Source organism: Romboutsia timonensis (genome assembly GCF_900106845.1).
Classification (GTDB): domain Bacteria; phylum Bacillota; class Clostridia; order Peptostreptococcales; family Peptostreptococcaceae; genus Romboutsia; species Romboutsia timonensis.
In genome coordinates this window covers 82,870-108,496 of the sequence record NZ_LT629850.1, presented here as the reverse complement: position 1 = coordinate 108,496, position 25,627 = coordinate 82,870, and the positions used below count along the sequence as shown (strand labels likewise).

Sequence of the window (25,627 nt, the reverse complement as noted above, 5' to 3'; positions counted from 1 at the left end):
ATTTTATGGAAGTAATAACTAAAGTTTTAGATGAATTAATAGATATTCCTCCTAATCATTTTGTATTTGATATAGAAACTACAGGTCTTAACTCAAATTATTGTAAAGTTATTTTGATAGGAATTCTGTTTAATCAAGATAATAAAACAGTTATCAAGCAATATTTTGCTAATACAGAAGATGACGAAAAAGAACTTCTACTTTCTTTTATTAATGATATAAAAAATTATAAAAATCATATTACTTTTAATGGATTAACTTTTGATATTCCATTTTTAAATACTAGACTAAAAAAGCATAATATCGATTTTTCTCTATCAAAAAATGATGATATTGATATACTTAAACTAATAAGACCCTTTAAGGAAAAACTCTCTCTATCTGATTGTAAACTAAAAACTATAGAAAAATACCTTGGTATTTATAGAGAAGATACCATTTCCGGTAAAGAAAGTATTGATTTATATAAAGAATACTCTGTTAGTCAGGATATAGACTTAAAAGAAAAAATACTTCTTCATAATTATGAAGATATTTATTATCTAGGTATTATTTTTAAAATAAAAGATATTTTAAAAGGTAAGTTAAATGTTTTATGCATAAGTACAAATAATTTATCATTAGAATTAGTTCCAATATCATTTAAAATATCTAAAAATACACTGTCCATTAAATATATAGCTTTTGAAGGTAATATATCTAATATAAATATATATAGTGATTCTTACTCTATAATCTCTGATGAAAATAATATAACATTAGATATATTATTAAATAAAGGTACTGACTCAAATAATAATATAATTTTATTTTATAATTTATCTAAAATAATTCCATTAAAATTTAATGATTTATATTTAGAAGATAATATATATTCTTTATGCAATTATATATTAAAAAAAGAGCTATCGTCCTTGTAATATGGACTATAGCCCTTTTAGTATTCATTTAAAATTTCATTGAATCTATAATATCATCTATTTTTTCAGATGCTTTATTTATCGCTTCTTGTTTTTCTTCTTCTGTAAATCCAGTATCATCAACTAATAATTCTTCAAACTTTTTAATTCCCATAAATTTAATTATATCTTCTACATAGTTAAGACCTTTATTAAGAATTGGTCTTAACATCCAAGGTACATTTCCACCTGAAGATTGAATATATACCATTGTTCTTGGTTTATCATTTAAAAGTGGTTCTATTTTCTTACCTTCAAATTTTATCGTCTTTTGATCTTGCATTATACAATCTATATATTCTTTAAGGGGTGCTGGAAATGATAAACTCCACATAGGTGCTGCAATTACATAAACATTTGCACTTATAAATTGGTCGCATAACGCTCTTATTCTTTGCACTTCTTTTTGATCTTTATCATTTAATTTCTTAGCATCATCTTCATTTACTATACAATTTCTCTTTTCAAAGTATTGATACTCAAGTCTAGGTATATGTTCTTTATATAAGTCTATTTCTTCTACTTGAAAATCTTTATTTTTTTGTAAGAATTTATTTATAAATTTTCTAGCTACTGTTTTACTTGCAGATAAATCTTCAGGCTTAGAGTTTACACTTATATATAATAACTTTTTCATAATAGTACCTTCCTTCATATATTATATCTATTGATATAGTTTTTCTGTAAGATACTTTTTTATTCGTTATAAATAAAAAAGACTATGAAATTCATAGTCTTTTAACTGGCGGAGAAGGAGGGATTCGAACCCTCGCACCAGTATAACCCAGCCTAAACCCTTAGCAGGGGTTCCTCTTTAGCCACTTGAGTACTTCTCCTTATTTAATTTACAATTTAATTATACAATCTAATCACAATATAGTCAATAGTTTATATAATTTTTTTAAAATTTTACTACACTTATAAAGTTCTAGATAAAACATCTGACCATATTAAAAATATTGATCCTACTAATGATGATTGTTAACTTCTTATGGTCACTTCCTTCTATAGATAATGTTATTAAAAATCTTTTTAAAATATAATATATAAAATGCATCAAAAAACCATGAAGTATATTAATATTTTACCTTCATGGCATAAATTTTTTACATATGTTTTTTAGCTTCTATTAACATTTCATTAGCTTTTTGTAAGTACTCAATAGCTTTTTCAATATTATTTGCCGTTTCATCTTTTCCCATATTTCTAGCTTTATCTACCCATTCTCTAAATCCTTCTTCATGCGATTCATTATGATTTACCCAATGAACTAGAAGAATTTTTAAAGTTTTCTCATCTTTACTTTCTATAGAATCGCCATGAGAATGATTACTTTCATGTATATGATCACTATTATGATCATGTCCATGATGATATCTTACCCTTTTTTTCCTAAATATCATTTATTTATCCCCCATTATTTATACTCTATTTATTTTATATTAAATTCATTTTTTATTAGTTTTATTGAATCCTTAATAAGTAATGCTAGTGGTTTATTCTCAAGTCCTACTAACTCTATATTTTCTGGCATAATTGGTAAAAGTATTTTTAAAGCCTCAGATTCAACGACAGCTTCACTAACTTTACTTGTTACTTCTCCCATCATCGAATTTGGCATAGTTATGGAAACTGGTGCCACAATTATATTAGCTTTCTTCACTGATGTTATAATAGCATTCTCTCCTGTTGCACCTTTATTTGCATGTGCTTTCATCATAGCACTAGTTGCAATAGAGTTTGTTCCAAGTGCATATATATCTATATATGTAGGTAGTTCTTCTCTAAGATTTGATACTATCTGAGCGCCTATTCCTCCACCCATACCATCTATAACTGCTATTACCATATATTTATCCCCTATTATTTTCTTTTATTATTATCTTATGATCCATTAGCCTTATTTCTTTTATTTCTCCATCCACTATTTTTTGTTCTCCTAATAAATCTGTTAGATATACCTTTCCTTCAAATGGATCTACACTAACAACATTATCCATTATCCTCTCCATTCCATCTTCCTTTAAAATATAAGCTGCAGATTCACACATATTTTTTCCCCCTTAAATTATACTAAAATTCGCTTCGCTTGAGCGACGTGTCGACGAAACAATTCATTTCACCAACGATATATCCTCGCTCTCACTTTGAGCAACGTGTTGGTGAATCATTTCGGATACATCCGTCACTCAAAAACATATTTTTTCACTCCTCTAAAACCATTTACACCTCTTTGATGCATAAAAAGTTATAGTAAGCAAAAAAGGTTTCTTCAGGTATTTCCATACACTAAAGAAACCTTCATGATTTCGTTTTTATTATTCATTTATACCTTGAGTATAGCACCCTATTTTATAAAAAGTCAATCAAATTTAACCATTTATAATTCAACCGTATTTTTAAAATTTACTCTCCTAGTATTGCTTTAACTGTTGGAAATTGTTCTATGTTTGTATGTGGTAAAAAACATGCTGATATAAATTCATCCATATATGTAGGGTATACACTTAATTCTACATAAGTAATTTCATTACCTATATCCTGAAGTTTTTGTTTTGCATCTTTACTTATTAATGCAAGATAAGAACCTACTAATGAACTATTACCTATATATACAAACTTTTCTCTTTCTATATCTGGAAGTAAACCTATTAATATCGAGTTCTCTATATTTAAGTTATTTCCTATTCCACCAGCTATATATAGCTGGTCTATTACGCTAAAATCCATGCCTAAACTTTCTATTAAAACTGAAGCCCCTGAGTATATAGCTCCTTTAGCTTTTATAAAATTATCTATATCAACTTCATTTACAGTTATATCCTGTTCTAAGTTATATTCTTCTTTAAATGCTAATACATATTCTCCCATTTCATACTCATTAAATCTTATCCTTCTATTGTCTATATCTCTATGTATTTTTCCTCTTCTATCTATTATTCCTGTAAGTATCATTTGACATATTAAATCTATTATACCTGAGCCACATATTCCTATTGGATCCGTATCACCTATCGTTGTAAGAGTTGGATTCAAAGTTTTTTCATCTATTTTTACCTTTTCTATAGCTCCATTGGAAGCCCTCATTCCACAACTTATTCCTCCACCTTCAAATGCAGGACCTGCAGAACAAGCACAACTCATCATATAGTCTTTATTTCCAAATACTATTTCTCCATTAGTACCTAAATCAATAAATAACACATTTTCTTCGCTAGACCAAATACCAGAAGATAATACACCTGCTGTAATATCTCCTCCTAAGTAACTTGCTACAGAAGGTGATAAAAATACCTGTGCACTGTCATTAATATTTAATCTTACATCTTTTCCTCTTAATTTAGGAGATTTTAAAAATGGTGGTATGAATGGTTCTTGTCTTAAGAAATCTGCGTATACACCTAAAAATAAACTACTCATAGTAGTGTTACCTGCTACTACAAGGCTAACCACATTATCTTTATCTATATTATGTTTAGTATATATAGAATTTAATAATGGATTTATAGTATCTTCTACTATAGCTTCATTTAATTCTTTTAATCCATTTTTCTTTGTTGAGTATACAATTCTATGTATAACATCTGCCCCATATTTTATCTGTGCATTTCCAGATGAAGCTTTATCTAAAATTTCTTTTGTATATAAATCAACTAAACATACAACTACAGATGTTGTTCCTATATCTATAGCAACTCCATAAAGTTTATTCTCTGTGTTTCCTGATTCTATATTAAGTATAGTTATTTTATTTTTCTTTTTAATGTAGGTTATAGTTACTTTAAAATTATCTTTTCTTATAACTGTTGGTACTTTTCTTAATAAATCTATAGTAAAGTCTATTTCATTATATCCCAAACTGTTTCTTATATGTCTTTCTATTCTATCAATATCACTTATATTATCATCTAGTGTTGGTTCATCTAACTCTATGTAAGTTTTTTCAATATTAGTCTCAAATTTAAAATTATTTTCTTTAATTATTTTTTTTGCTCTATCAAAAACTTCCTTATCTTTTCTATTATCACTACCTTCTATTTTCATTCCATACATAGATGATGATAGTTTTGAAGGTACTTCTATATCAATATCTTCTATTACTTTTGTATTGCATGCTAATATATATCCTTGATTCCATTCTTCATCTTTTATATGATGAGTTTTCTCTGTATCAACTTTACCTTTAATTAGCCTTACCTTGCACTTACCGCAAGATACATTTCCATTACAAGGTGCATCTATAAATATATCTGCATTCCTTGCAACATCTAGTAATTTATCCCCTTTATTACAATAAATCTCTTTATTATGTGATGTAAAAGTCACTTTCACCATATCTAAATCCCCCAATATGCTTTTCTAATATAATTTTAGCATATGTTATATCACAGGTATCAAGAAAGAGCATAAAAGGTTTGTGTGCACTCAACCCTTTCATACTCTTATTTAAATTAGTCTATACTAGCTTCGTAACTATCTGAATTTAATAAGTTTTCTAACTCATCTTCATCAGCTACCCTAACTTTTACTATCCATGCATCATATGGATCTTCATTTATATATTCTGGTTCATCATCTAATCTTTCATTTATTTCAACAACTTCTCCAGATAAAGGAGCTATTAAATCTGATGCTACTTTTGAAGATTCAACTACTCCATACTCTTCACCTTGATTTAATTCATCCCCAACCTCTGGCATTTCAACAAATAATACTTCTCCTAATTGATTTTGAGCATAAGCTGTTATTCCTATGTAGGCAAATTCTCCATCAATTTTAACCCATTCATGTTTGTCAGTATATTTTAAGTTTGGTATAACTTTCATAGTAATCCTCCTAGTATACTAAATTACATTACACATTCCATTGATAATGCTGGGTGACCTTTTTCTTCTAGGAACGCTAATACTCCTTCTGAATCACTAGCTATAGTTTCATCACATATCATATCTGTGAAGTTTTCTATACCAGTCATTTCTTTAACTGTAGCATTTAATTTATCAGCTACATAGTCTTTTAATTCTTTTGGCATCCAAACTATTCTTTCTGGTCCACCTTCTGCATAAGCAAACTTTTTAGAAGATATGAAATGTCTTCCGTGCCCCATGAATCCTGGAGTTTGAACCCCTCCACCTGTCATAGAAGCAAGTTCACCAAATGTCATACCAACAGGAGTTATTTGAGAGAATTCTCTATTTACTATAATAAATCCATTAGCTTCAGGCATTATACCACAAATACATTCAAAGCATCCACAAGAAGTCATTGGATCCTCAAGTATAGAGTATAATGTAACATTTTCAACAGCTCCCTGAGATATTTTAGATACTGTATCATTAACTGCTTTCCATTTTCCTAATCTATCATCTAGACATTGTCCTTTAACTATAGGTTGGCAAGGTCCAGTTGGATCTAATTCTTTAGTAGCCTTAGCATCTAACCAACTAACTGCTCCACAAAGTCCAAGTCTTTCAGGAGTGACAACACAAACATGTGCTGGTGCGAAAGATTGGCAAAGGTTACAAGAATAAAATTCTTCAACGCTTTCATCTACTAATGAAGCTAATCTTTCATCTCTAGCATCATATCTAGTTATAGCTTGAGGTTTTAATTCAGAAACTTTTTGAGCATCTGTTACTATTGTTATTTCGCACTTATCAACAACAGACTCAAATTCATCTCTCATTTTAGCATATAAAACTTCTCCTATATGCTCTAATCTAAATCCTTTTTCATAAGCATCTTTAGATATTCTTATCCAAGACATATCTCTTTGACCAACATGCATTACACCTTCTATATAGTTTAAGAAGTAATGTAATCTTCTTTCAAGAACTGGTTCAAAGTCATCTTGCATTGATTTACCAGCTATGTTAACTATAATAGCAAGTGGTAGTCTTACTACTCCATTTGTTTCTACTTCATCTATATCAGGACCTATTACTGATATTTTATGGTCTTCAACTTCACTTAATTCCCTCTTTATAACAAGTTCCCAAGCTTCAGTTTTATTTCCACCAAATTCAGCAAACATGTCGTTCTTTCTAATTCTTTCACCTTCAAATGCAGCTGCAAATGATACAGGTATTGGTATATCTGTTATTTTTATTTTTATTCCTCTAGCTTCTAATGAAGTCGCTACAAACTTATCATAATCCTTTTGAGTTAATAATTTCATTGGTACTTCTGAAACTGTTTGATCAGTTATAACTGGGAATCCTAAAGCTATAGCTCCAGCTCCAGCAGATACAACTAATTCACTTAGTGGTCCAAATGCATTTACAAATGCTGGAACCCTCTTAGCAGTATATTCTAATAATCCTGGTAAATCTCCTGGAGTTAAATTTCCAAATATTAATGCTGCTCTTACTGCAACAGATACAACATGTATAACAGATGTTACATCATAACCTAAAGGTATAACTCTTAGTTCTAGCCCCATTTTTACTCCAGCCTCTATAGCTTGATCTATTACTTTACCAACTAAGAAAGTAAGTAAACCTTTAGATTGGTAATCTTTTATTATTTTAGCTGTAGTTTCAGAATCTGGACATTCTCCAAGAATAACTGCAACCCCTGGTATATCTCCTGTAACTAGTGGAACACCAAGTGATCTTATTATAGGATCAGTTATATGACCTGCACACGGCTCACTGTATGGGGCATCACTAGTTGCATATTTTATAGCTTCTATAACTTCAGCTGCAAGCGCTGTAGCTAAACCTGAATTTAATGCATGTTCTAATAAATGAGTTTTATTTATTAAGCTTTCTACTATTTCAAGAGCACCTTCTAAGTCTCCTAAACAGTTCATTTTTTTTCCTGTAGCTGCATATATGCAAGGTAATGAGTATGCAGTATCAGGGAATGCTACTTTATGATCTCTTCCATTTGATTCTATGGCTTGATTTAATAATCCCCTTGCAGCTTCTAAAGCTTGCTCTGATCCCGTAAAAATTATATTATATAAGTTCACTCTATATTTCCCCCTTTTTAGACTTCTTCAATTATATTTTTATATCTTATACGTTAAATGCAAATGAACCTTCATTTAACTCTAAGAATGAGTCTGCATATAGAGACGCTCCTCTTATTATGTCACAAGATTTTACTGTTCTCATTAATTGTTCATCACAAGGATTTGCTATAGCTGAACTAAATCCATTTGCCATAGCCATTGCTAAAAATGCACTATCAAGTATTGGTCTTACATGTTTTGGGCATCCATTAGATACATTAGATAATCCTCCTGTAGTTAATAATCCCATTTCAGTCATCATTCTTATAGCTTCTAAAACTTCTACTTGCTTATCTTGCATTCCTTTTATAACTAAGCATAATGGATCAAATAGCATATCTTCAGGCTCTAATCCCGCCATTAGACCCCTCTCTAACATTTCTTGGCAGTAAGCCATACGCTCATCGTTATCTTTTGGTATACCTTCTTTAGCACATAAAGCTATAACCTTAGCTTCATATTCGCCTGCTAAATCTATTAAATCTAATCTTGAGCCTGCATCAGCTGAGTTTATTATTGGTTTTGCATGAGTTCTATTATATACTTTAAGCCCTGCTTCTATAGCTTTTCTATTTGCAGTATCTAAAGCTAAAGGAACATTATTAAACTCTTTTTGTAGTAATTGAACTCCCCAAGTCATTAACTCTTCTCCATCTCTTTCGGCAGGACCTATGTTAAAATCTATATAGTGTGCTCCAGCTTCTAATTGCTCCTTAGCTCTTTTTAATATTGGTTCAGGATTTCTCTCAGCTAAAGCTTTTCTTATTATTGGTGATATACAGTGTATTCTTTCACCTATTATCATAAACTTTTCCATTTGATTTATCCCCCCTATAAATTACTTATTATACTTTGTAACAGTAGTTAAATAATATTTAATTACAATTAGAATTTATATACTATGCATTTGCTACAGCTTCATCTTGCTTAGCTTTATACTCTTTTAAGAACTTCGGTATTTCCATAGATTCTTCTGTTCCTATTATTACATTCCATCCAGGTAAATTATCTTCTATATCTCCTTTTAATACAGCAGCTTTTCCTGGTATTATTAAATCTCTATTCTTAGTCATATCTTCTATTTTACTTTCTTTTATAAATTTAGCTATGCTACTTCCACTAAATTTACCTGCTGACCAAGCAGTTAATACAGAATATCCTCCTGCATCTGGTATTGCTAAATATACTGGAACTTTAGATCTTTCTATATCTCCAGATACTATGAAGTAGGTTAATGCAAAGTCAACAGTAACCATTACTGGTGAATTTTCATCTGCATTGTTCATTGGGTATACTTTTGGTTCTACTCTCATTGGTCTTTGTGGATCAGTATATATATTTTGTCTTAATGCGAATAATGGTAATGCTTTTGAGTAATCTATGTCATCTATTACTATTATAGATCCATATTTTATTGTAAACATTGATGATAGGGCTACTTCCATTTGTGGGTCATTATTTGATAGTTTATTTGCAAATACTATTGATGGGTATCCAAATGTTCTGTCTTGTTCTTTTAAAGCTATTCTTCTAACTTGAACAGCATTTGTAAATGTATCTTTTATATTTTCTCCAGTTACATCTAATATTAACTCTCTATATCCTAATCCTTGAATTGCTTCTATTGTAGCATATAACTCTTCTAAGTTAGCAGCCTTTACACCTAAAGCTAATTTAAGGTCTTTTACTAATTCAACCATTCCCTTGTAGTTTTCTTTATTAGCTCCATAAACTACTGGTTTTTTATCTTTTAATATTTCTATAGCTTCTTTAGATATATCTACGTCTTCACATACTATTATGTGAGTTACATCTAATCCACTTTCATTAACTCTATTTACTAAGTTTAAGAATCCTTCTTTATTATCACGGTATTCTAAAACTATCATTTCAGCTTTCATTTCTTCGCCTATTCTTATATAGTTAACAGCTTTTATGTTAGCTATTTTAAAATCTATTTGTTCATTAGTCATAGAATCATCAAATGCTACTGCATATCTATTTCTATTTACTAATGTTTTTTCGTGTCTAAATAATACTGTTTCAGCACCTAATTCATATTCAGAAGTTCCGCTTCCTACTTTTAAAGCTCTCATTAAAGGAGCTGTTGCTTCTGATAATTTTGCTATTGCATCATCAGACATATGTGGACACTTACTTACTTCTACCGCTCCTGAAGCAACTTTCATAGAGAAAGCCATACAAGTTGGAAATCCACAGTCCTTACAGTTTTTCTTTGGTGTTAATTTAAATATATCTAAAGCTTTTAATGCCATTATTTTTCCCCCTAACCTTACAATTTAATTAAGATAATGCACTAACTAATTCTTTTATAGTTTCTACTGATTTTGGATGACGAAGTATAACTGCATTTGCTCCACCAACTAAAGCACTTGTTGCAGTAGACACTTCCATATTTATACCTCTTTGTTCTGCCGGACCCCATTGTGGTTCGTCTTCAATACTTGCTATAGATTCTTTAACATGCCAAGTTTCAAATGAAACCGGAGTTACTATAGGCATTTGTAATGTTTTATCATTTTGACCAAATGCAGCAAGTCTAATTCTATCCATAGTAGATGCAACATACTCATATCCATAGCCAACAGCAGAGCATCCAATTTGCATAACTATATTCTCAGGTTTAACACCTAATTGAGTTAATAATACGTTTAATTGTTTAGCTAGGTTTATATCAACAGAAGATTCAGCTACTACTTTGTGACTATATGCCATAGTAGTTGCAGCTCCAACTGCCTTATAGTTATCTTCTGTAGCCGCTAAAAATAAACAGTTATTTCCATCAACAGCTTGAGATACTTTTTCAAATACCTTAGCATCTTTTTCATGATTTCCACACCCTGCTATAACAACAGGTAGGCTAACTGATTCAACTACATTTTTAGCAACTTCAGCACATTCTTCTGGACTTCTATCAAGTCCATTTGGATCAGAACTTTCAAGCTTTAAACATATAAAGTCTGCTTTTAAATTTTCCTCTATGTATTTAGCCCATTTTACTGGACAATCACAAACATCTTTATACATTTCTTTAAATTCATTAGTCCATCCCTCTGGATAAACGTCTAACATTTCTACTCCTACTTTTTGAGTATTTCCAGTATTTCCATCAAAGCTATAAAATGGTAAAGTACTTTCTCCACCTATTTTTATCGCTTTTTCCCCTTTCCCTATTTCTACTTCTGATATCTTTCCAGAATATTTTTGAACAGACATCTTAAATGCCATAGTTTTTTCCCCCTTAAGCCTAATTTAACTCTAATTTAGCCATTATATCATTTATAGCTATCTTAGCCTTTGAATCCTCAGGTAAGTTAACTAATGGTATTCCTGAAGAATCATACTCATATATCATTTCATCCATAGGTACTACACCTATAAGATTTAAATTATGTTTATCTATTTCTTCTTTTATTCCCTCATTTAATTCTCCATTTGGAGCTTTATTTACAATTAAGTATATATCTCCTACACTTAAATTTAATTCTCTTGCTAAATCTCTAATTCTAGCAACAGCCTGAACACTCCTTCTTGAGCAATCACTAACTAATAAAAGTTTATCTATATGTTTAGTTGTTTTTCTACTTAAATGCTCCATTCCAGCTTCATTATCTATAACTAAATACTCATAAGCATCTGATAGTTTATCAGTTTGCTCTCTTAATATTCCATTTACGTAACAGTAACAACCTTCCCCCTCAGATCGTCCCATTACTATTAGATCATATCCGTCACCTTCTGCTAAACAAGTATTTAATCTATATTGTAAGTATTGAGCTTTAGTCATACCACCTGGAAAAGCATTCCCTTGTTTTTCTCTTTGGTTAACTTCTTCTCTGATTGAACCTATAGTAGTTTCAACTTCTATACCTAATACTTCATTTATATTAGCATTTGCATCTGCATCAACAACTAGTACTGGCCCTTTGTTATTAGTTGTTAAGTTATTAACTAAAAGCCCTGTAAGACTAGTCTTTCCAGTTCCACCTTTACCTGCTACTGCTATATTATATCCCATATTAAGACTTCCCCCTTTTTATTTGTCAAAACAGAGCTTTTAATTTACTCTGTTTTGTATTAAGCCTTTGCCTTAGTTAATTTTGGAGCTGCATGAACACATTCACCATGAACATCATGAAGAGCTTCCATTAGACCTTCTGATAATGTTGGATGTGCATGTATAACATCTCCTACTTGCTCTACAGTTAATCCTAAATGTACTGCAAGTGATAATTCTGTTAATAAATCTGTTGCGTGAGGACCTACTACTGATGCCCCTACTATTTTATCTTCACTATCTGCAAGAACTTTTATAAATCCTTGTGTATGACCTATAGCTTGAGCTTTACCTAATCCTCTAAATTCAAACTGACCTACATTATACTCAACACCTTCAGCATCTAACTGCTTTTGAGTTTTTCCAACAGCAGCAACTTCCGGTTCAGTATATACACATCTTGGAACTGCTGTATAATCTACTGTTTTAGATTTACCAAAAGCATTTTCTACAGCAATTATTCCTTCTTTAGATGCAACGTGTGCAAGCATTGGAGTGTTTATTAAATCTCCTATTGCGTATATACCTTCTACACTTGTTTCAAGATTTTCATTAACCACTATTTTACCTCTGTTTAACTCTATTCCTAATTCTTCAATTCCAGAGTTTTCAATATTAGGTCTTCTACCTATTGCAACTAATACATATTGAGTATTTACTTTTTTTCCGTCTGATAAAGTTGATACTACTTCGTCCCCCACTACTTCGCAAGAATCAACTCCACTATTTAGTAATACTTTAATTTTATCCTTTTTAAATTGTCTCTGCAACTGTTTTACAACATCTTTATCTTCAAATGGTAATAGTTGTTCTCCTCTTTGAACTATAGTAACTTCAGTGCCTAAAGTACTAAAGAACTGACCTATTTCACATCCTATTACCCCTCCACCTATTATCAACATAGACTCAGGTAATTCAGAAAGTCCTAGCACTTCATCGCTAGTGATTATACGCTTTTTATCATATGGAAACATTGGCGGTACTATTGGAACAGATCCATTAGCTAATATTATTTTATCAGCTTTTATAATTTCTATCTCTCCATCTTCTTTTGTAACTTCTATAGTATTCTTATCTATAAGCTTACCAAATCCATTTACTAAATTTATTCCTCTTTTATCAAATAAAAATTCTATTCCACTTATTAATTGATCTACTATCTTATCTTTTCTAGACATTACAGCACTAAAATCTGCATTAACTTTTCCATCTATATTTATTCCAAAGTTTTTTGCCTCTTTTATATTCATTAACATTGAAGAAGATGCAAGTAACGCTTTAGTCGGTATACAACCTACATTTAAGCAAGTACCTCCTACTTTCTTTTTCTCTATAACCGTTACATCTCCTCCAAGCATAGCTGCTTTTATTGCTGCAACGTATCCTCCTGGACCTCCACCAATTACTGCTATTTTCATATCCATTCCCCCATATCACAATTAATTTTAGAATTCTTTATTTTTTATAATCCAGCTTCATCTAATATAGCTGGAACATTTTCTTCTGCTCCGATTGCCATTATATGAACACCGTCACATAAATCTTCTTCTTTTAATTGTCTTATGAATTCTCCTGCCATCTTTATACCTTCTGATACCCAGTTTTCTTTTCCTACAGCTCTTAATCTTTCTATTTGTTCATCTGGAACAAATATACCAGGAACATTGGCAGTCATGAACTTAGCCATTCCAGGAGATTTTAAAGGTACTATCCCAGCTAATACCTTACAGTCCATATGCTTAGTTAATTTTCTAAATTCTCTCATATGCTCTATATCATATACAGCTTGAGTTTGGAAAAACTTAGCCCCTACATTTATTTTCTTTTGCATCTTCATTAATTGTATTTCTATTGGAGCATACTCTGGAGTAACTGAAGCTCCTAAATAAAATTTTGGAGAACCTTTTAGTTCATTTCCAACTAAGTCTTTTCCTCCCATTAATGTTTCAGCTGTTTGAAGTATACCTATACAATCTAAATCAAATACACCCTTAGCTTGTGGATGATCTCCAACTACTGTATGATCACCAGTTAAAGCTAACATATTTTTTATTCCAAATACACCAGCAGATAGCATTTCTCCTTGTATAGCTATTCTATTTCTATCTCTACCAGTCATTTGTAATACTGGCTCTAATCCAACATCCTTTAATAATTTACATGTAGCAAGTGAAGTGGTTCTCATAACTGCAGATTGAAAATCCGTAACATTAGCTGCATGCACTCTTCCCACTAGTGGTTTAGCACATTCGATCAAATGTGAAAGGTCTGTTCCCTTTGGAGGTGCCATCTCAGTTGTAACTGCAAACTTTCCACTTTCTAATGTTTCTCTTAATAAGCTCATTAAAAATATCCTCCTTTTTAACCTTTTAGAAATTCTTATGCTTTAGCAGTAGTTTTTTGATTTTGTTTTTCTTTTAAATTTAGACTTCTTGGATTATTTTGTTTAGAATAATCCTTCATCGGTCTTATTTCTAAGAGATTATCTAATTGATCTATATCTTTTAATCGTTCATATATCTTTACCCAAGCACAATCATTATCTTGACTTACTTCACATTTGCCATTTTTAGCTCCACCACATGCACCGTTTATTAATCCTTTAGCACACATAGTTACAGGACATATTCCTCCAGTCCATCCAAGTTCACAATCTCCACAAGCCTTACATGCTTCTTCAAATTCTCCAATTCTCTTTGTTTCCCCTATAAACATAGTATTGTTTGCTGGATAAACAGGTATATTCTTAAGGTTTTTAACTATAGTTTGTGTTCCATCTCCACAAGCTAAAGATAAAACTGCATCTGCATCTGCTAATTCAGATTTTAATTCCTTTAAATCTTTCTTAGATTTTAATAAATTACATGCTGGGTCTAATATACGGTATCCTAAAACAGTTTTTCCTTCTATTTCTAAAGCTTCTTTCATTTTAAGGACTTCTTCTTCTCCACCACTTTTACAAATCGCAGCACATTGATTACATCCAATCAAAACTACTTTCTCTGCATTTTTTAAAAATCCTAAGATTTCATTTATAGGCTTATTTTCAGAAATTATCATCTCTATTCCCCCTAAAACTTACAATCTATTATTTATTGTTTTGATTCTTACAAGCCTTAACTACATGCTTAGCAAGTATAGATGTTGTAACAGAACCTACCCCTGCTGGAACTGGAGTTATCATAGATACTTTATCTTGTACAGATGCTGTATCAACATCTCCGCATAAATTTCCATTTTCATCAACATTTATACCTACATCGATTACGACTGCCCCTTCTTTTACGAAGTTTTCTTTTATCATTTTAGCTCTACCAACAGCAGCTACTAATATATCAGCTTGTGAAGTTACTTTTTCTAAATTTTTAGTTCTAGAGTGGCATATAGTAACAGTTGCATTTTCGTTTAATAAAAGCATTGATGCAGGTTTACCAACTACCATACTTCTTCCAAGTACAGCTACGTTAGCACCATTTAATTCAACATCATAATGTTTTAATATTTCTACAACTGCAGTTGGGGTACATGGTGGGAATCCTGATTTGTCACCTTCCATTATTTTTGCAGAGTTTATTGGGCTAAAGCAATCTACGTCTTTTTCTGGAGATATAACGTATTTTATTGCTTCTTCATTTAATTGGTTAGGAAATGGTCTAAGACATAATATACCATGAACATCTTTATTTTCATTTAAGCTTCTTAAAGTTTTTTCATAATCTTCTTGTGTTATATCTTCTGCTAATTCTACAACTTCAGTTTCTATACCTATAGTTTGACATCTCTTTAATGCTCCTCTTTCGTAAGCTAAATCGTCTCCTCTAGCTCCTACTCTAACTATAGCTAACTTAGGATTTATACCCTCTTTAACTAATTCATCAACTTCTTTTATTAAATTCTCACTTATTTGATCAGCTACTGGCTTTCCTTTTATTATTTGACCTTTAGTTGCAGTTACTTCCATTTTAAAAACGCCCCCTTAAATTTTAATTTATATAATATACAAGTATAGCTTGTATTAATTTTCTACTTTAAAATAATTATTTTCCTAGAGCTTTTTCTACTTTAGCGTAAACTTCATCACATATTTTTACGCCTTCTTCTACTAAATGGTTTACTTCATTTCTTACTTTTTCAACATACTCCATATCTTTTATAGAGTTTATATTTATTACTATATTTAGCTGACCACTAAGTATTGCAGATCTTAAACATTGAATTCCAACACCTACATCACTTATAGCAAGCCTTGAACCTTTATCAACTAAATCCTCATGTAATTTTATAGCATCGAAACACATTCTTACTATGTTTATTGGAGCTTCACAAGCTACCTTTAATGCATTTTCCATAATTTCTTCTTTTATTTTCTTTTCTTCCTCCGTTGAAGTCGGAAGTCCATAAGCTTTTGAAAGAGGCAAGAAATTGTTTGCATCTTCATCAATCATACTCAATAATTTCTCTTCTATTTCTCCTGCTTTTACTAATATTTCTTTTACGCTATCTTCATACTCTGCATATTTTTTCTTTCCTATAGTTAAGTTGCAAACCATACTGCCTAAAGCCATTCCTATAGCACCAACTAAAGCTGCTGCTCCACCTCCACCAGGTACGGCTGACTTTGAAGCTAATAGATTTACAAATTCAACACAAGTTTTTTCAGATATCTTCATGATTTCCCCCTTAAATCTTTTAAAGATACTAAATTACTATGTAGTGGAGTGCAAAATTTTTACACTCCACATTATTATTTATTAGAATAATCCAGATATTATTCCATTTTCATCAACATCTATTCTTTCAGCTGCTGGAACTTTTGGAAGTCCTGGCATTTTCATTATTGCACCAGTTAAAGCAACTATAAATCCAGCACCTGCTGATACTGTTAATTGTCTAACTGTTATTCTAAATCCTGTTGGTCTACCTAATTTAGTTTGATCGTCAGTTAAAGAATATTGAGTTTTAGCCATACATATTGGCATATGTGAGAATCCTAACTTTTCTAATCTTTCTAACTCTTTTCTAGCTTGTGGAGTAAAGTCTACTCCATCAGCTCCATATATCTTAGTAGCTATAGCATTTATCTTGTCTTCTATACTTAAATCATCTTCATAGCAGAATTCAAATTCATTTGGTTCATTAGTTAATCTTATAACTTCTTTAGCTAGTTCAATTCCACCTTCTCCACCTTTTGCCCATACTTGAGATAAGGCAACATTAACACCTAGTTCTTTACATCTTTCTTTTACTAAGTTAACTTCTGCTTCTGTATCAGTTGGGAATTCATTTATAGCAACTACTGCTGGTAACTTAAATACTTGAGTTATATTTTCAACATGCTTTAATAAATTTGGAAGACCAGCTTCTAAAGCTTCTAAGTTTTCATTGTTTAACTCATCTTTTGGTACTCCACCATTGTATTTTAACGCTCTTACTGTAGCAACTATTATAACTGCATCAGGCTTTAAATCAGCCATTCTACATTTTATATCTAGGAATTTTTCAGCACCTAAATCAGCACCAAATCCACCTTCAGTTACTACATAATCAGCAAAGTGCATAGCCATTCTTGTAGCTATAACAGAGTTACATCCATGAGCTATATTTGCAAATGGTCCACCATGAACAAATGCAGGTGTTCCTTCTAATGTTTGAACTAAATTTGGCTTTAATGCATCTTTTAATAATGCAGCCATAGCTCCATTAGATTTTAATTGCTCTGCAGTTACAGGGTCACCTTGGAAATTGTATCCTACTATTATTCTTCCTAATCTAGCTTTTAAATCAACTATATCACTTGCTAAACAGAAAGCAGCCATTACTTCTGAAGCAACTGTTATATCGAATCCATCTTCTCTAGCTACACCATCTGCTCTTGATCCCAAACCATCAACAACATTTCTTAGTTGTCTATCGTTCATATCAACACATCTTCTCCAAGTTATACTTCTAGAGTCTATTCCTAATTCATTTCCTTGATGAATATGGTTATCTAGCATAGCAGCTAATAAGTTATTTGCAGCACCTATAGCATGAAAATCTCCTGTGAAATGTAAATTTATATCTTCCATTGGAACAACTTGTGCATATCCTCCACCTGCTGCTCCACCTTTAATACCAAATACAGGTCCTAACGAAGGTTCTCTTAATGCAACTAATACATTTTCACCTAATTTAGCTAATCCATCTGCAACTCCTATAGTAGTAGTAGTTTTTCCTTCTCCTGCTGGAGTTGGGTTTATAGCTGTAGTTAATATTAACTTTGACTTTTTACCGCCATTGCCTCTCTTTAATAAATTGTAGTCTACTTTAGCTTTATACTTACCGTATAATTCTATATCATCTTCTCCTAGACCTAACTTTTTAGCTATCTCTCTTATATCTTGTGGTTTAGCTTCTTGAGCTATTTCAATATCTGATTTAAATCCCATAATTAGTATCCTCCCCTATAATTTAAATATTTAATTTCGCTATGTATAAATTATTTATCTTTAGCAAATAATCTATATAATAATGACCATTTTTTAGCATTTTAATTACAGGACACACTTAATCCCATCAACTTATTTTTTATTGCTTCAATTTGTTCTCTAGTTTCTTGGCTAGTGTCATATGGAGATTTATTACTTCTATCCGAATTTATGACATCTTGATTGTAGTATATAAAGCCTAAAGCTTCTCCATCCTCTATATTAGACATTATAAATTCTTCATCTTCTTTATTTCTAATTTTGTTGCCTACAACAAATACTTGTTTAATACCTATATCTTTACCTAAAGATTTAACTTTTCTATAAGTTTGTAGACTTCTTTCACCTGGTTCAACTACCACTATAAAAGCATCTACACCTTGTGCAGTTCCTCTACCTAAGTGTTCAATTCCTGCTTCCATATCCATTACTACTACATCTTTATTTTGTAATATTAGATGCGAGCAAAGTCTTTTTAATAATACATGTTCTGGACAAACACATCCTGAACCACCAAAATCTACAGTACCTAAAGTAAGTAATCTAACACCATTGTATTCTTTACAATAATTTTCAGGTATATCATCAACCTTAGGATTTAATTTAAACATTTTGTTAAAAGTTCCTGTTTCTGCAGCAGTTCTTTCTGAAATTAATTTTCTCATTTCTGATATTGGAACAATAGAATCATATACTTCTTTTGGAAATCCTAATGCTAAACCTAGATTAGCATCAGGATCTGCATCAACAGCAACTACTCTGTATCCATCATCTGCAAACATTCTAGACAACATAGAAGAAAAAGTTGTCTTTCCTACTCCACCTTTACCTGTTATCGCTATTTTCATATTATACCACCTTTTGTAATAGATGAACCATATAATGATATGTATGTTCATCTAAATTATTTATCCTTTTATACGTTTATCTATAAACATTAATAAATACTGTGTTCAAAAAAGTTTTATTTTCATATTATTAAACTTCTACTTCGACTACTTGCTTCATTTTTTCTTCAACTAATTTTTCAAAGTGAACACGTTTCTTTTCTATGTCAGATATTATTATTTGTGCTAATTCTTCTGGATTTTCATTAACTGTAAATTTAGCTCCTACTATATCTTGTAATTCATCACATAATATTTCTACTGCTCTTGATGAACCTTTTACTGGTGGCATTATTCCTAAGTATGTGTCTATACCTGAAGCTACAACATAAGTACCTATAGCAACTGCTTTTTCAGACATCCACTCTGGTGCCACACCAGCTACTGGAAGATCACATATATCCATATCTAAAGTTTTAGCAGTTTCGCTTACTATCTCTAATATACGGCTACAATCAACACAAGAACCTAGGTGTAAAACTGGCGGTATATCAACAAGTTCACAAACTGTTGCTAATCCTTTACCTGCTAGCTTTCTAGCCTCTTTAGTCATTAAACCAAATTTAGCTGCAGCTGATGCTCCACATCCAGTAGTAACAACAAGTATGTCATTTTTAATTAATTCTTTCATTATTGTTATATGCGCTTTATTAGAAACCCCTTTAGCATTATTACATCCAACTACACCTACAGCTCCTCTTAATACTCCAGATTTTAAACAATCTGCTAATGGTTTTAGAGTACCTGTTGGGTCTATTTGTGAATTTACAACTCTATCTAGTTGCCCAAGTATTGCATCTAGACTATATCCTACTGTTGCGCTTGATTTTAATTCTGGTATAAGTACTTTTGATTTGTCTCTATTTTTAAAGTTTAATATTGCTTCTCTAACTATTCTACGTGCATCTTCATATGCAGTTTCTTCTGAGAATTCCATATATGTTGACTCGGCTATTTTAGCCTTTGGAAATGTTGTTATGAATTTTGTGTGATAGCATTTTGCAACCTTTGCTAATGCTGGGAATATACATTGAACGTCAACTATCATTGCTTCCACTGCACCTGTAACTATTGCAAGTTCTTGTTGGTGGAAGTCTCCTGCAGTTTTTACACCATGTCTCATTGTAACTTCATTACCTGTACAGCACATTCCTGCTAAGTTTATTCCATCTGCTCCAACTTCTTTAGCTAATTCAACTAATTCTGGATCTTCAGACGCTAAAACTATCATTTCAGATAATGAAGGCTCATGTCCATGTAATATTATATTTACTTTATTCTCTTCTAAAACTCCTAAGTTTGCTTCCGTTTCTCTCACTGTTGGAGTTCCAAATAATATATCACTAAATCTAGTTCCTATCATAGATCCAGCCCATCCATCTGCTAGAGATGTTCTAAGTGACATATGTATTAAACTATCTATGTCTGCTGTACATCCTATATGAGTTGAGTGCATTATGGTAGCAACTTCTCTATCTATCGCTCTTGGTTCTATTCCAAGTTCTTTCCATACTTTTTGTCTTTTTACTGGAGCATTCTTTAAAAATCTTGCTACTCCGTAAGGTTTACCAAATTCCATTAATGCAACATCTGCAACTTCGTGAGCTATATCATATATATCTCTACCCTCTGTTTCTACATCCCACTCTTTTGCTAATGTTATTAGTTTTGATTCATCTTTTATTGTATAGTTTCCATTTCTACTTGCTAAGGCCATTGTATGAGCTATATCTCTTGCGTGGTCAGAGTGAGCTGCAGTACCACCTGCAACCATCCTTGCAAAGTTTCTTCCTACTATAACATGTTCATCGGCACCACATAGACCTCTTGGTGTTTTAGGTGTTATTCTACATGGACCCATTCCACATATTCTACAGCAATTCCCCTGAAGACCAAAACCACATTGAGCCTTAAAATTTTGCTTTCGGTCATACATTGTTTCTACGCCGTCTCTTTCAGCCTTATCTAATAATACTTTACTATTTAAATCAATAGTCATCATTTTTTTATCCATATGCCTATATCCCCCTCTATCTCGATTTATAAATCCTAGGATGAATAAAAGATATGTCAATTAAAAATTAATGCTCTGTATTACCTAATTTGATTATATACTAATTCAGTTTAAATTTGTGTTATTTTTAATAGTATTCTAACAATTTAATTGTTTAAAATAAATGTGTGTATTTTATATAATTTTCTTAATATCTTTAGCTATAAGTGCTCCATATGCTATAGAATATAACTTCGATTCTGCACTATCTGATCTAGAAACTAATACTATAGGTGCTTTGGCTCCCATAATAACTCCTGCTGATTTTGCATTTGCCATATATGTAAATGATTTGCCTATTCCATTACCGACTTCTATATTAGGTACTAATAAAATATCAATATCTCCTGATACTTCACTTTTAAAACCTTTCATATCACTAGCCTCCTTTGATAAGGCTATATCAAATGATAATGGACCCTCGACTATAACATTTCTACCAAATTTACCATTTATAGATGCTTCTTGTAATAAGTGTCCATCAACAGTAGCTTGCATTTTAGGATTCACTTTCTCCTTAGCAGCAAGGCATGCCACTTTTATAGTATCTATACCTAATGCTTTAGCTGCTTGTATAGCATTTTTAAGTATCATCTCTTTTTGTTCATAATTAGGTGAAATATTCATACCTCCATCTGTTATTAATAATAATTTATGATAATTTTCCATTTGATATGCTACGACATGGCTAAGGAGACTCTCAGTTCTAAGTCCATACTCTTTATTTAACACAGATTTTAAAAGAATTGAAGTATCTAAAATACCTTTCATTACAAAATCTGCATTCTTAGTCGCTACTAATTCAACAGCTATTTTAGCACTCTCTTCTATATTATTAGAATTTAATATTTCTATTCCAGTTAAATCAAAGTTTATTTTTTCTGAAATCAACTTTATTTTATCACAATCTCCCACTAATATAGGTTCTATTATTTGTTTTTCTACTGCATCTTTTACAGCCTTTAAAACTTCTTTATCTTCTGCTGCAGCTACAGAAAGAATTAATTTCTCTTCACCTTTAAGTATATCAAATATCTCTTTTAATTTTTTTACCAAATTAACACCTCCTTTTATATAATTAATAATAACACTTTGTATAAAAAAACTTCTATATTTAAAATAGAAGTTTTAACATTTATCTTTATTTTTTTACCTATATTTATCTAACTCTCTTAAACATGCTATAGTTATTTCATCTTGCGGGTCTAGTTCATAAGCCCTCTCTATGTAATATACAGCATCATCTAAATCTCCATTATTTAAATATGCCATTCCTAGGTTACATAGTATTTCTGGGTCTTCTTTTATTTTAGCTGCAGTTTCAAAATGTTCTATAGCTTTTTCCATATTAAAAGTACTTGCTTCACAAAGACCAAGTTCAACCATAGTATCAACTTGATGTGGCTTTATTACTAATATTTTTTCAAAATATCTTTTAGCTGTCTCTATCTCATTCATATTTTTATAAGCTAAACCTATCATGAACAATAAATTCCACCAATCTGAATTATCTTCTTCTAAAGGTAATAATTTTTCTAGACCTTCTTCATTTCTTCCTTGGAATACTAGATTATACCCTTCTTCGTATTGAACCTTAAAGTCCATTTTACCTATATTTTCTTGAACTTCAGATGTTGTATCTTCATCTAATCCTAATTTTAATGCTTCTTCCCATATTACTTTAGATTTTACATATTGACCTTGATTATAATAATGATATCCTAGGTGATAATATCCTAAGGCAAATTCTGGATCTAAATCTATTACCATTTCTAACTTATTTAATGCTTCTAATAAGAAGTCATTCATAGCCTTATCATCATTATCCTTTTGATACTTCTTAGCAACTTCCTGACATACTATAGCATAATGGTATAACCCATTTATATCATTATTATTCATAGTTATAAGCGCTTTTAAGTATATTAAAGAATCCGTATATTCTCCAATATCAAAATACTTTCTAGACATATATCCCATATATGCATTTAAATCTAAGTTTACTTTATTTTTAAATGCATTTAAGAATTTTTTATATTCTTCATTATATCTAAATTGGCTATCTATACCTATTATATATATCATTGCATCAGCAATAGACATTGCATTTATATTATCTTGAGCAGTTTTTTCTTTTATACCTTTTACTAATACTTCATTTTTTATAGGTACTTGTAACCCTTCTTTTGGTATAGTATATCCCTCTACTTTAAATTCACTATCATGCTTTATAGTTATAAAAGATAACTCTTCAGCCTTTTTTAATATATGTTTTTCTATCTTAAATTTCATACTAACCTCCTAGATACTAACTCTATAAGCCTTTGATTTCTCAAATATCTTTTTATCATCATATACAAACATTACTACATTGTCTTCTTTATCTATATTTTTATTTATATCTTTTTTAAGCTCTAGTATATCAAATTTAAATGGCTCAAAGTGAACATATTTTATAATATGTTTAGCTGGCTTATTTTCGAAATTAGGTAAATATTTTGATATATTACTTTCATCTTGTAAAAATACATGACATCTATTCTTGAAATCTTCCATATCAAGTTTATTAAAGAACTGTGGTATATTTGATGTTTTACCTAGTGATATATAATCATATTTTAGTATATCATTAAATAAGTCATTATTTTTATTTATTGATTCATTATAAAAATCTAACAGTATTTTGTAAAGTTGATTTTTACCTTGAGCAACATCAAAGTATCCATTCTTATCAAAATAAGTTGCAAATTCCTCAAAGAATTTAAATGGACTTTCTTTATAATAATTAAATATTATATACCTCATAGATAATACAAAGTTCTTAGAATTGTAATATTTTTCTAGTATTTCTTCTATATCTTTTAATTTTAAAATTTGAGAATAAGAAATATAATCATTATATAGAACTTCATATGGTGGATAATCTTTATATTTATATCCATGCTCCTCTGCAATATTTCTTACTCCTGTTCCTTTTATCATCTTTAGAAATCCTAATTGTAAATGTTCTATTCCTAAATTAAATACATCATTAAATGAATTTTCAAAGCTAGCATAATCTTCATAAGGAAGTCCTGCTATTAAATCTAGATGTTGATGTATGTTTCTATATGAAGCTATCTTCTTAACAACTTTAGATAATTTAGTAAAGTCATCTCTTCTTCCAACAGCATCTAGTACTTTTTGATTAGTAGTTTGGACACCTATTTCAAATTGGAATAATCCCTCTTTACAATTAGATAAAAATTCTAACATATCATCATCTAATAAATGCGCCGTTACCTCAAAGTGATATGTAGTATAATCATTATCATTTTCCATAAGGAAATTCATTATCTCTTTTGCAAACTTCTTATTTGCATTAAACGTTCTATCTATAAACTTAATTTGTGATACCCTTGCATCAATTAAAGCTTTTAAATCTTTTTTTACTCTATCTATACTGAAATATCTTAATCCTTTAAGTGTAGATGATAAACAATATTGACAATTAAAAGGACATCCTCTTGATGTTTCATAATAAACAATTCTGTTTTCATATTCTTTAGGATCTAGATTTTCATACGGACTTGGTATTTCATCTAAGTTTTGTAATAATTCCTTAGGTCTATTTACCACTATTTCTCCATTATTTCTATATACTATTCCTTCTACATCTTCTATATTTTTATTACCTTGAAGGTACATAACTAAATCTCTAAATACTAATTCACCTTCACCACATAATATATAGTCTACAAATGGATATTTTTCCATAGCATTTTCACTATCATAAGTTACTTCCGGTCCACCTAAGCCTATGATTGTGTTTGGTTTTACTTTTTTTATATTTTCACAAAGCTTTACTATATCTAATACATTCCAAATATATGTTGAGAATAATATTACATCATAATCATTTTTGTATATATCTTTTAATATATAGTCTAAATCATTATTAATTGTATATTCTCTTATATCTGCATCAACTAAATCTTTAGTATATGATTTTAAATATCTTATAGCTAAATTTGTATGTATAAACTTAGAATTTAATGTTGTTAATAAAATTTTCAATTATTTCACCTCTTTATTAAGATTATTGTATATTTTTATGCTATTTTTAGGTTAAAATAATATGTGTAAAACATTATCTAAATATTTTTTAATAGAAGGTTTTTACATA

General features: G+C 30.5%; 23 protein-coding genes and 1 tRNA gene. 1 reads left to right on the top strand and 23 read right to left on the bottom strand.

What is annotated here, in order from left to right:
• The first annotated feature begins 5 nt into the window (after window positions 1–5).
• Complete coding sequence (locus BN7997_RS03155; protein ID WP_071119434.1) at window positions 6–920, top strand: ribonuclease H-like domain-containing protein; 915 nt, start codon at window positions 6–8, stop codon at window positions 918–920.
• Window positions 921–948: 28 nt separating this feature from the next.
• Here the strand turns inward: BN7997_RS03155 and BN7997_RS03150 are convergent, their stop codons facing one another.
• The 23 genes from BN7997_RS03150 to BN7997_RS03040 all read right to left on the bottom strand — a co-directional run bounded on the left by BN7997_RS03150 (window position 949) and on the right by BN7997_RS03040 (window position 25,518).
• Window positions 949–1,596: an FMN-dependent NADH-azoreductase gene (locus tag BN7997_RS03150; protein WP_071119433.1), complete on the bottom strand. Its 648-nt coding sequence runs from the start codon at window positions 1,594–1,596 to the stop codon at window positions 949–951.
• 106 nt (window positions 1,597–1,702) lie between these two features.
• Window positions 1,703–1,795 (bottom strand) — tRNA-Ser (locus BN7997_RS03145).
• A 270-nt stretch (window positions 1,796–2,065) separates the two neighbouring features.
• Complete coding sequence (locus BN7997_RS03140; protein ID WP_071119432.1) at window positions 2,066–2,362, bottom strand: DUF8180 domain-containing protein; 297 nt, start codon at window positions 2,360–2,362, stop codon at window positions 2,066–2,068.
• Between the two features lie 29 nt (window positions 2,363–2,391).
• A complete protein-coding gene (locus BN7997_RS03135) occupies window positions 2,392–2,808 on the bottom strand; it encodes a DUF3842 family protein (protein WP_071119431.1) in 417 nt (138 codons plus the stop codon).
• A gap of 4 nt (window positions 2,809–2,812) precedes the next feature.
• Window positions 2,813–3,010: a CooT family nickel-binding protein gene (locus BN7997_RS03130; protein WP_071119430.1), complete on the bottom strand. Its 198-nt coding sequence runs from the start codon at window positions 3,008–3,010 to the stop codon at window positions 2,813–2,815.
• A gap of 355 nt (window positions 3,011–3,365) precedes the next feature.
• Entirely contained in the window at window positions 3,366–5,294 is a 1,929-nt protein-coding gene (acsV, locus tag BN7997_RS03125) for a corrinoid activation/regeneration protein AcsV (RefSeq protein ID WP_071119429.1), read from the bottom strand.
• 116 nt (window positions 5,295–5,410) lie between these two features.
• On the bottom strand, window positions 5,411–5,785 hold the full coding sequence (gcvH, locus tag BN7997_RS03120; protein WP_071119428.1) for a glycine cleavage system protein GcvH: 375 nt from the start codon (window positions 5,783–5,785) through the stop codon (window positions 5,411–5,413).
• 23 nt (window positions 5,786–5,808) lie between these two features.
• Complete coding sequence (gene acsB, locus BN7997_RS03115; protein ID WP_071119427.1) at window positions 5,809–7,935, bottom strand: acetyl-CoA decarbonylase/synthase complex subunit alpha/beta; 2,127 nt, start codon at window positions 7,933–7,935, stop codon at window positions 5,809–5,811.
• A gap of 46 nt (window positions 7,936–7,981) precedes the next feature.
• Complete coding sequence (gene acsE, locus BN7997_RS03110) at window positions 7,982–8,794, bottom strand: carbon monoxide dehydrogenase/acetyl-CoA synthase methytransferase subunit (RefSeq protein ID WP_071119426.1); 813 nt, start codon at window positions 8,792–8,794, stop codon at window positions 7,982–7,984.
• 82 nt (window positions 8,795–8,876) lie between these two features.
• Window positions 8,877–10,253: an acetyl-CoA decarbonylase/synthase complex subunit gamma gene (gene acsC, locus BN7997_RS03105; protein ID WP_071119425.1), complete on the bottom strand. Its 1,377-nt coding sequence runs from the start codon at window positions 10,251–10,253 to the stop codon at window positions 8,877–8,879.
• A gap of 28 nt (window positions 10,254–10,281) precedes the next feature.
• Complete coding sequence (gene acsD, locus BN7997_RS03100; protein ID WP_071119424.1) at window positions 10,282–11,226, bottom strand: acetyl-CoA decarbonylase/synthase complex subunit delta; 945 nt, start codon at window positions 11,224–11,226, stop codon at window positions 10,282–10,284.
• A gap of 19 nt (window positions 11,227–11,245) precedes the next feature.
• Window positions 11,246–12,016, bottom strand: a complete 771-nt coding sequence (locus BN7997_RS03095; protein WP_071119423.1) for an ATP-binding protein — start codon at window positions 12,014–12,016, stop codon at window positions 11,246–11,248.
• A gap of 59 nt (window positions 12,017–12,075) precedes the next feature.
• Entirely contained in the window at window positions 12,076–13,473 is a 1,398-nt protein-coding gene (gene lpdA, locus BN7997_RS03090) for a dihydrolipoyl dehydrogenase (protein ID WP_071119422.1), read from the bottom strand.
• 44 nt (window positions 13,474–13,517) lie between these two features.
• Window positions 13,518–14,399, bottom strand: a complete 882-nt coding sequence (locus tag BN7997_RS03085) for a methylenetetrahydrofolate reductase (protein WP_071119421.1) — start codon at window positions 14,397–14,399, stop codon at window positions 13,518–13,520.
• A 35-nt stretch (window positions 14,400–14,434) separates the two neighbouring features.
• Window positions 14,435–15,115, bottom strand: coding sequence for a methylenetetrahydrofolate reductase C-terminal domain-containing protein (locus BN7997_RS03080; protein WP_071119420.1), 681 nt, complete (start codon window positions 15,113–15,115; stop codon window positions 14,435–14,437).
• Between the two features lie 28 nt (window positions 15,116–15,143).
• Window positions 15,144–16,016 (bottom strand): bifunctional 5,10-methylenetetrahydrofolate dehydrogenase/5,10-methenyltetrahydrofolate cyclohydrolase, encoded by an 873-nt coding sequence (locus BN7997_RS03075; RefSeq protein WP_071119419.1) that lies wholly within the window; start codon window positions 16,014–16,016, stop codon window positions 15,144–15,146.
• Between the two features lie 76 nt (window positions 16,017–16,092).
• A complete protein-coding gene (locus BN7997_RS03070; protein ID WP_071119418.1) occupies window positions 16,093–16,725 on the bottom strand; it encodes a cyclodeaminase/cyclohydrolase family protein in 633 nt (210 codons plus the stop codon).
• A gap of 81 nt (window positions 16,726–16,806) precedes the next feature.
• A complete protein-coding gene (locus BN7997_RS03065; RefSeq protein ID WP_071119417.1) occupies window positions 16,807–18,483 on the bottom strand; it encodes a formate--tetrahydrofolate ligase in 1,677 nt (558 codons plus the stop codon).
• A 101-nt stretch (window positions 18,484–18,584) separates the two neighbouring features.
• Window positions 18,585–19,370: an ATP-binding protein gene (locus tag BN7997_RS03060; RefSeq protein WP_071119416.1), complete on the bottom strand. Its 786-nt coding sequence runs from the start codon at window positions 19,368–19,370 to the stop codon at window positions 18,585–18,587.
• A 130-nt stretch (window positions 19,371–19,500) separates the two neighbouring features.
• Window positions 19,501–21,423: an anaerobic carbon-monoxide dehydrogenase catalytic subunit gene (gene cooS / locus BN7997_RS03055; protein ID WP_071119415.1), complete on the bottom strand. Its 1,923-nt coding sequence runs from the start codon at window positions 21,421–21,423 to the stop codon at window positions 19,501–19,503.
• A 174-nt stretch (window positions 21,424–21,597) separates the two neighbouring features.
• On the bottom strand, window positions 21,598–22,518 hold the full coding sequence (locus tag BN7997_RS03050; RefSeq protein ID WP_071119414.1) for a bifunctional enoyl-CoA hydratase/phosphate acetyltransferase: 921 nt from the start codon (window positions 22,516–22,518) through the stop codon (window positions 21,598–21,600).
• A 93-nt stretch (window positions 22,519–22,611) separates the two neighbouring features.
• Window positions 22,612–23,754, bottom strand: coding sequence for a tetratricopeptide repeat protein (locus tag BN7997_RS03045; protein ID WP_071119413.1), 1,143 nt, complete (start codon window positions 23,752–23,754; stop codon window positions 22,612–22,614).
• A 9-nt stretch (window positions 23,755–23,763) separates the two neighbouring features.
• The gene (locus tag BN7997_RS03040; protein ID WP_071119412.1) at window positions 23,764–25,518 is read right to left on the bottom strand and encodes a B12-binding domain-containing radical SAM protein; all 1,755 of its coding nucleotides are present in this window, start codon (window positions 25,516–25,518) and stop codon (window positions 23,764–23,766) included.
• Between the last annotated feature and the right edge of the window lie 109 nt (window positions 25,519–25,627).

Excerpts from the sequence above, each read along its gene's own strand:
- BN7997_RS03155 (WP_071119434.1), top strand. The coding sequence starts at position 6 with ATGGAAGTAATAACTAAAGTTTTAGATGAATTAATAGATATTCCTCCT.
- BN7997_RS03075 (WP_071119419.1), bottom strand. The coding sequence starts at position 16,016 with ATGGAAGTAACTGCAACTAAAGGTCAAATAATAAAAGGAAAGCCAGTA.
- BN7997_RS03070 (WP_071119418.1), bottom strand. The coding sequence starts at position 16,725 with ATGAAGATATCTGAAAAAACTTGTGTTGAATTTGTAAATCTATTAGCT.
- lpdA (WP_071119422.1), bottom strand. The coding sequence starts at position 13,473 with ATGAAAATAGCAGTAATTGGTGGAGGTCCAGGAGGATACGTTGCAGCA.
- cooS (WP_071119415.1), bottom strand. The coding sequence starts at position 21,423 with ATGGATAAAAAAATGATGACTATTGATTTAAATAGTAAAGTATTATTA.
- gcvH (WP_071119428.1), bottom strand. The coding sequence starts at position 5,785 with ATGAAAGTTATACCAAACTTAAAATATACTGACAAACATGAATGGGTT.
- acsE (WP_071119426.1), bottom strand. The coding sequence starts at position 8,794 with ATGGAAAAGTTTATGATAATAGGTGAAAGAATACACTGTATATCACCA.
- BN7997_RS03135 (WP_071119431.1), bottom strand. The coding sequence starts at position 2,808 with ATGGTAATAGCAGTTATAGATGGTATGGGTGGAGGAATAGGCGCTCAG.
- BN7997_RS03095 (WP_071119423.1), bottom strand. The coding sequence starts at position 12,016 with ATGGGATATAATATAGCAGTAGCAGGTAAAGGTGGAACTGGAAAGACT.
- BN7997_RS03065 (WP_071119417.1), bottom strand. The coding sequence starts at position 18,483 with ATGGGATTTAAATCAGATATTGAAATAGCTCAAGAAGCTAAACCACAA.
- BN7997_RS03060 (WP_071119416.1), bottom strand. The coding sequence starts at position 19,370 with ATGAAAATAGCGATAACAGGTAAAGGTGGAGTAGGAAAGACAACTTTT.
- BN7997_RS03140 (WP_071119432.1), bottom strand. The coding sequence starts at position 2,362 with ATGATATTTAGGAAAAAAAGGGTAAGATATCATCATGGACATGATCAT.
- BN7997_RS03150 (WP_071119433.1), bottom strand. The coding sequence starts at position 1,596 with ATGAAAAAGTTATTATATATAAGTGTAAACTCTAAGCCTGAAGATTTA.
- acsD (WP_071119424.1), bottom strand. The coding sequence starts at position 11,226 with ATGGCATTTAAGATGTCTGTTCAAAAATATTCTGGAAAGATATCAGAA.
- acsC (WP_071119425.1), bottom strand. The coding sequence starts at position 10,253 with ATGGCATTAAAAGCTTTAGATATATTTAAATTAACACCAAAGAAAAAC.
- BN7997_RS03130 (WP_071119430.1), bottom strand. The coding sequence starts at position 3,010 with ATGTGTGAATCTGCAGCTTATATTTTAAAGGAAGATGGAATGGAGAGG.
- BN7997_RS03085 (WP_071119421.1), bottom strand. The coding sequence starts at position 14,399 with ATGAGCTTATTAAGAGAAACATTAGAAAGTGGAAAGTTTGCAGTTACA.
- acsV (WP_071119429.1), bottom strand. The coding sequence starts at position 5,294 with ATGGTGAAAGTGACTTTTACATCACATAATAAAGAGATTTATTGTAAT.
- BN7997_RS03045 (WP_071119413.1), bottom strand. The coding sequence starts at position 23,754 with ATGAAATTTAAGATAGAAAAACATATATTAAAAAAGGCTGAAGAGTTA.
- BN7997_RS03080 (WP_071119420.1), bottom strand. The coding sequence starts at position 15,115 with ATGATAATTTCTGAAAATAAGCCTATAAATGAAATCTTAGGATTTTTA.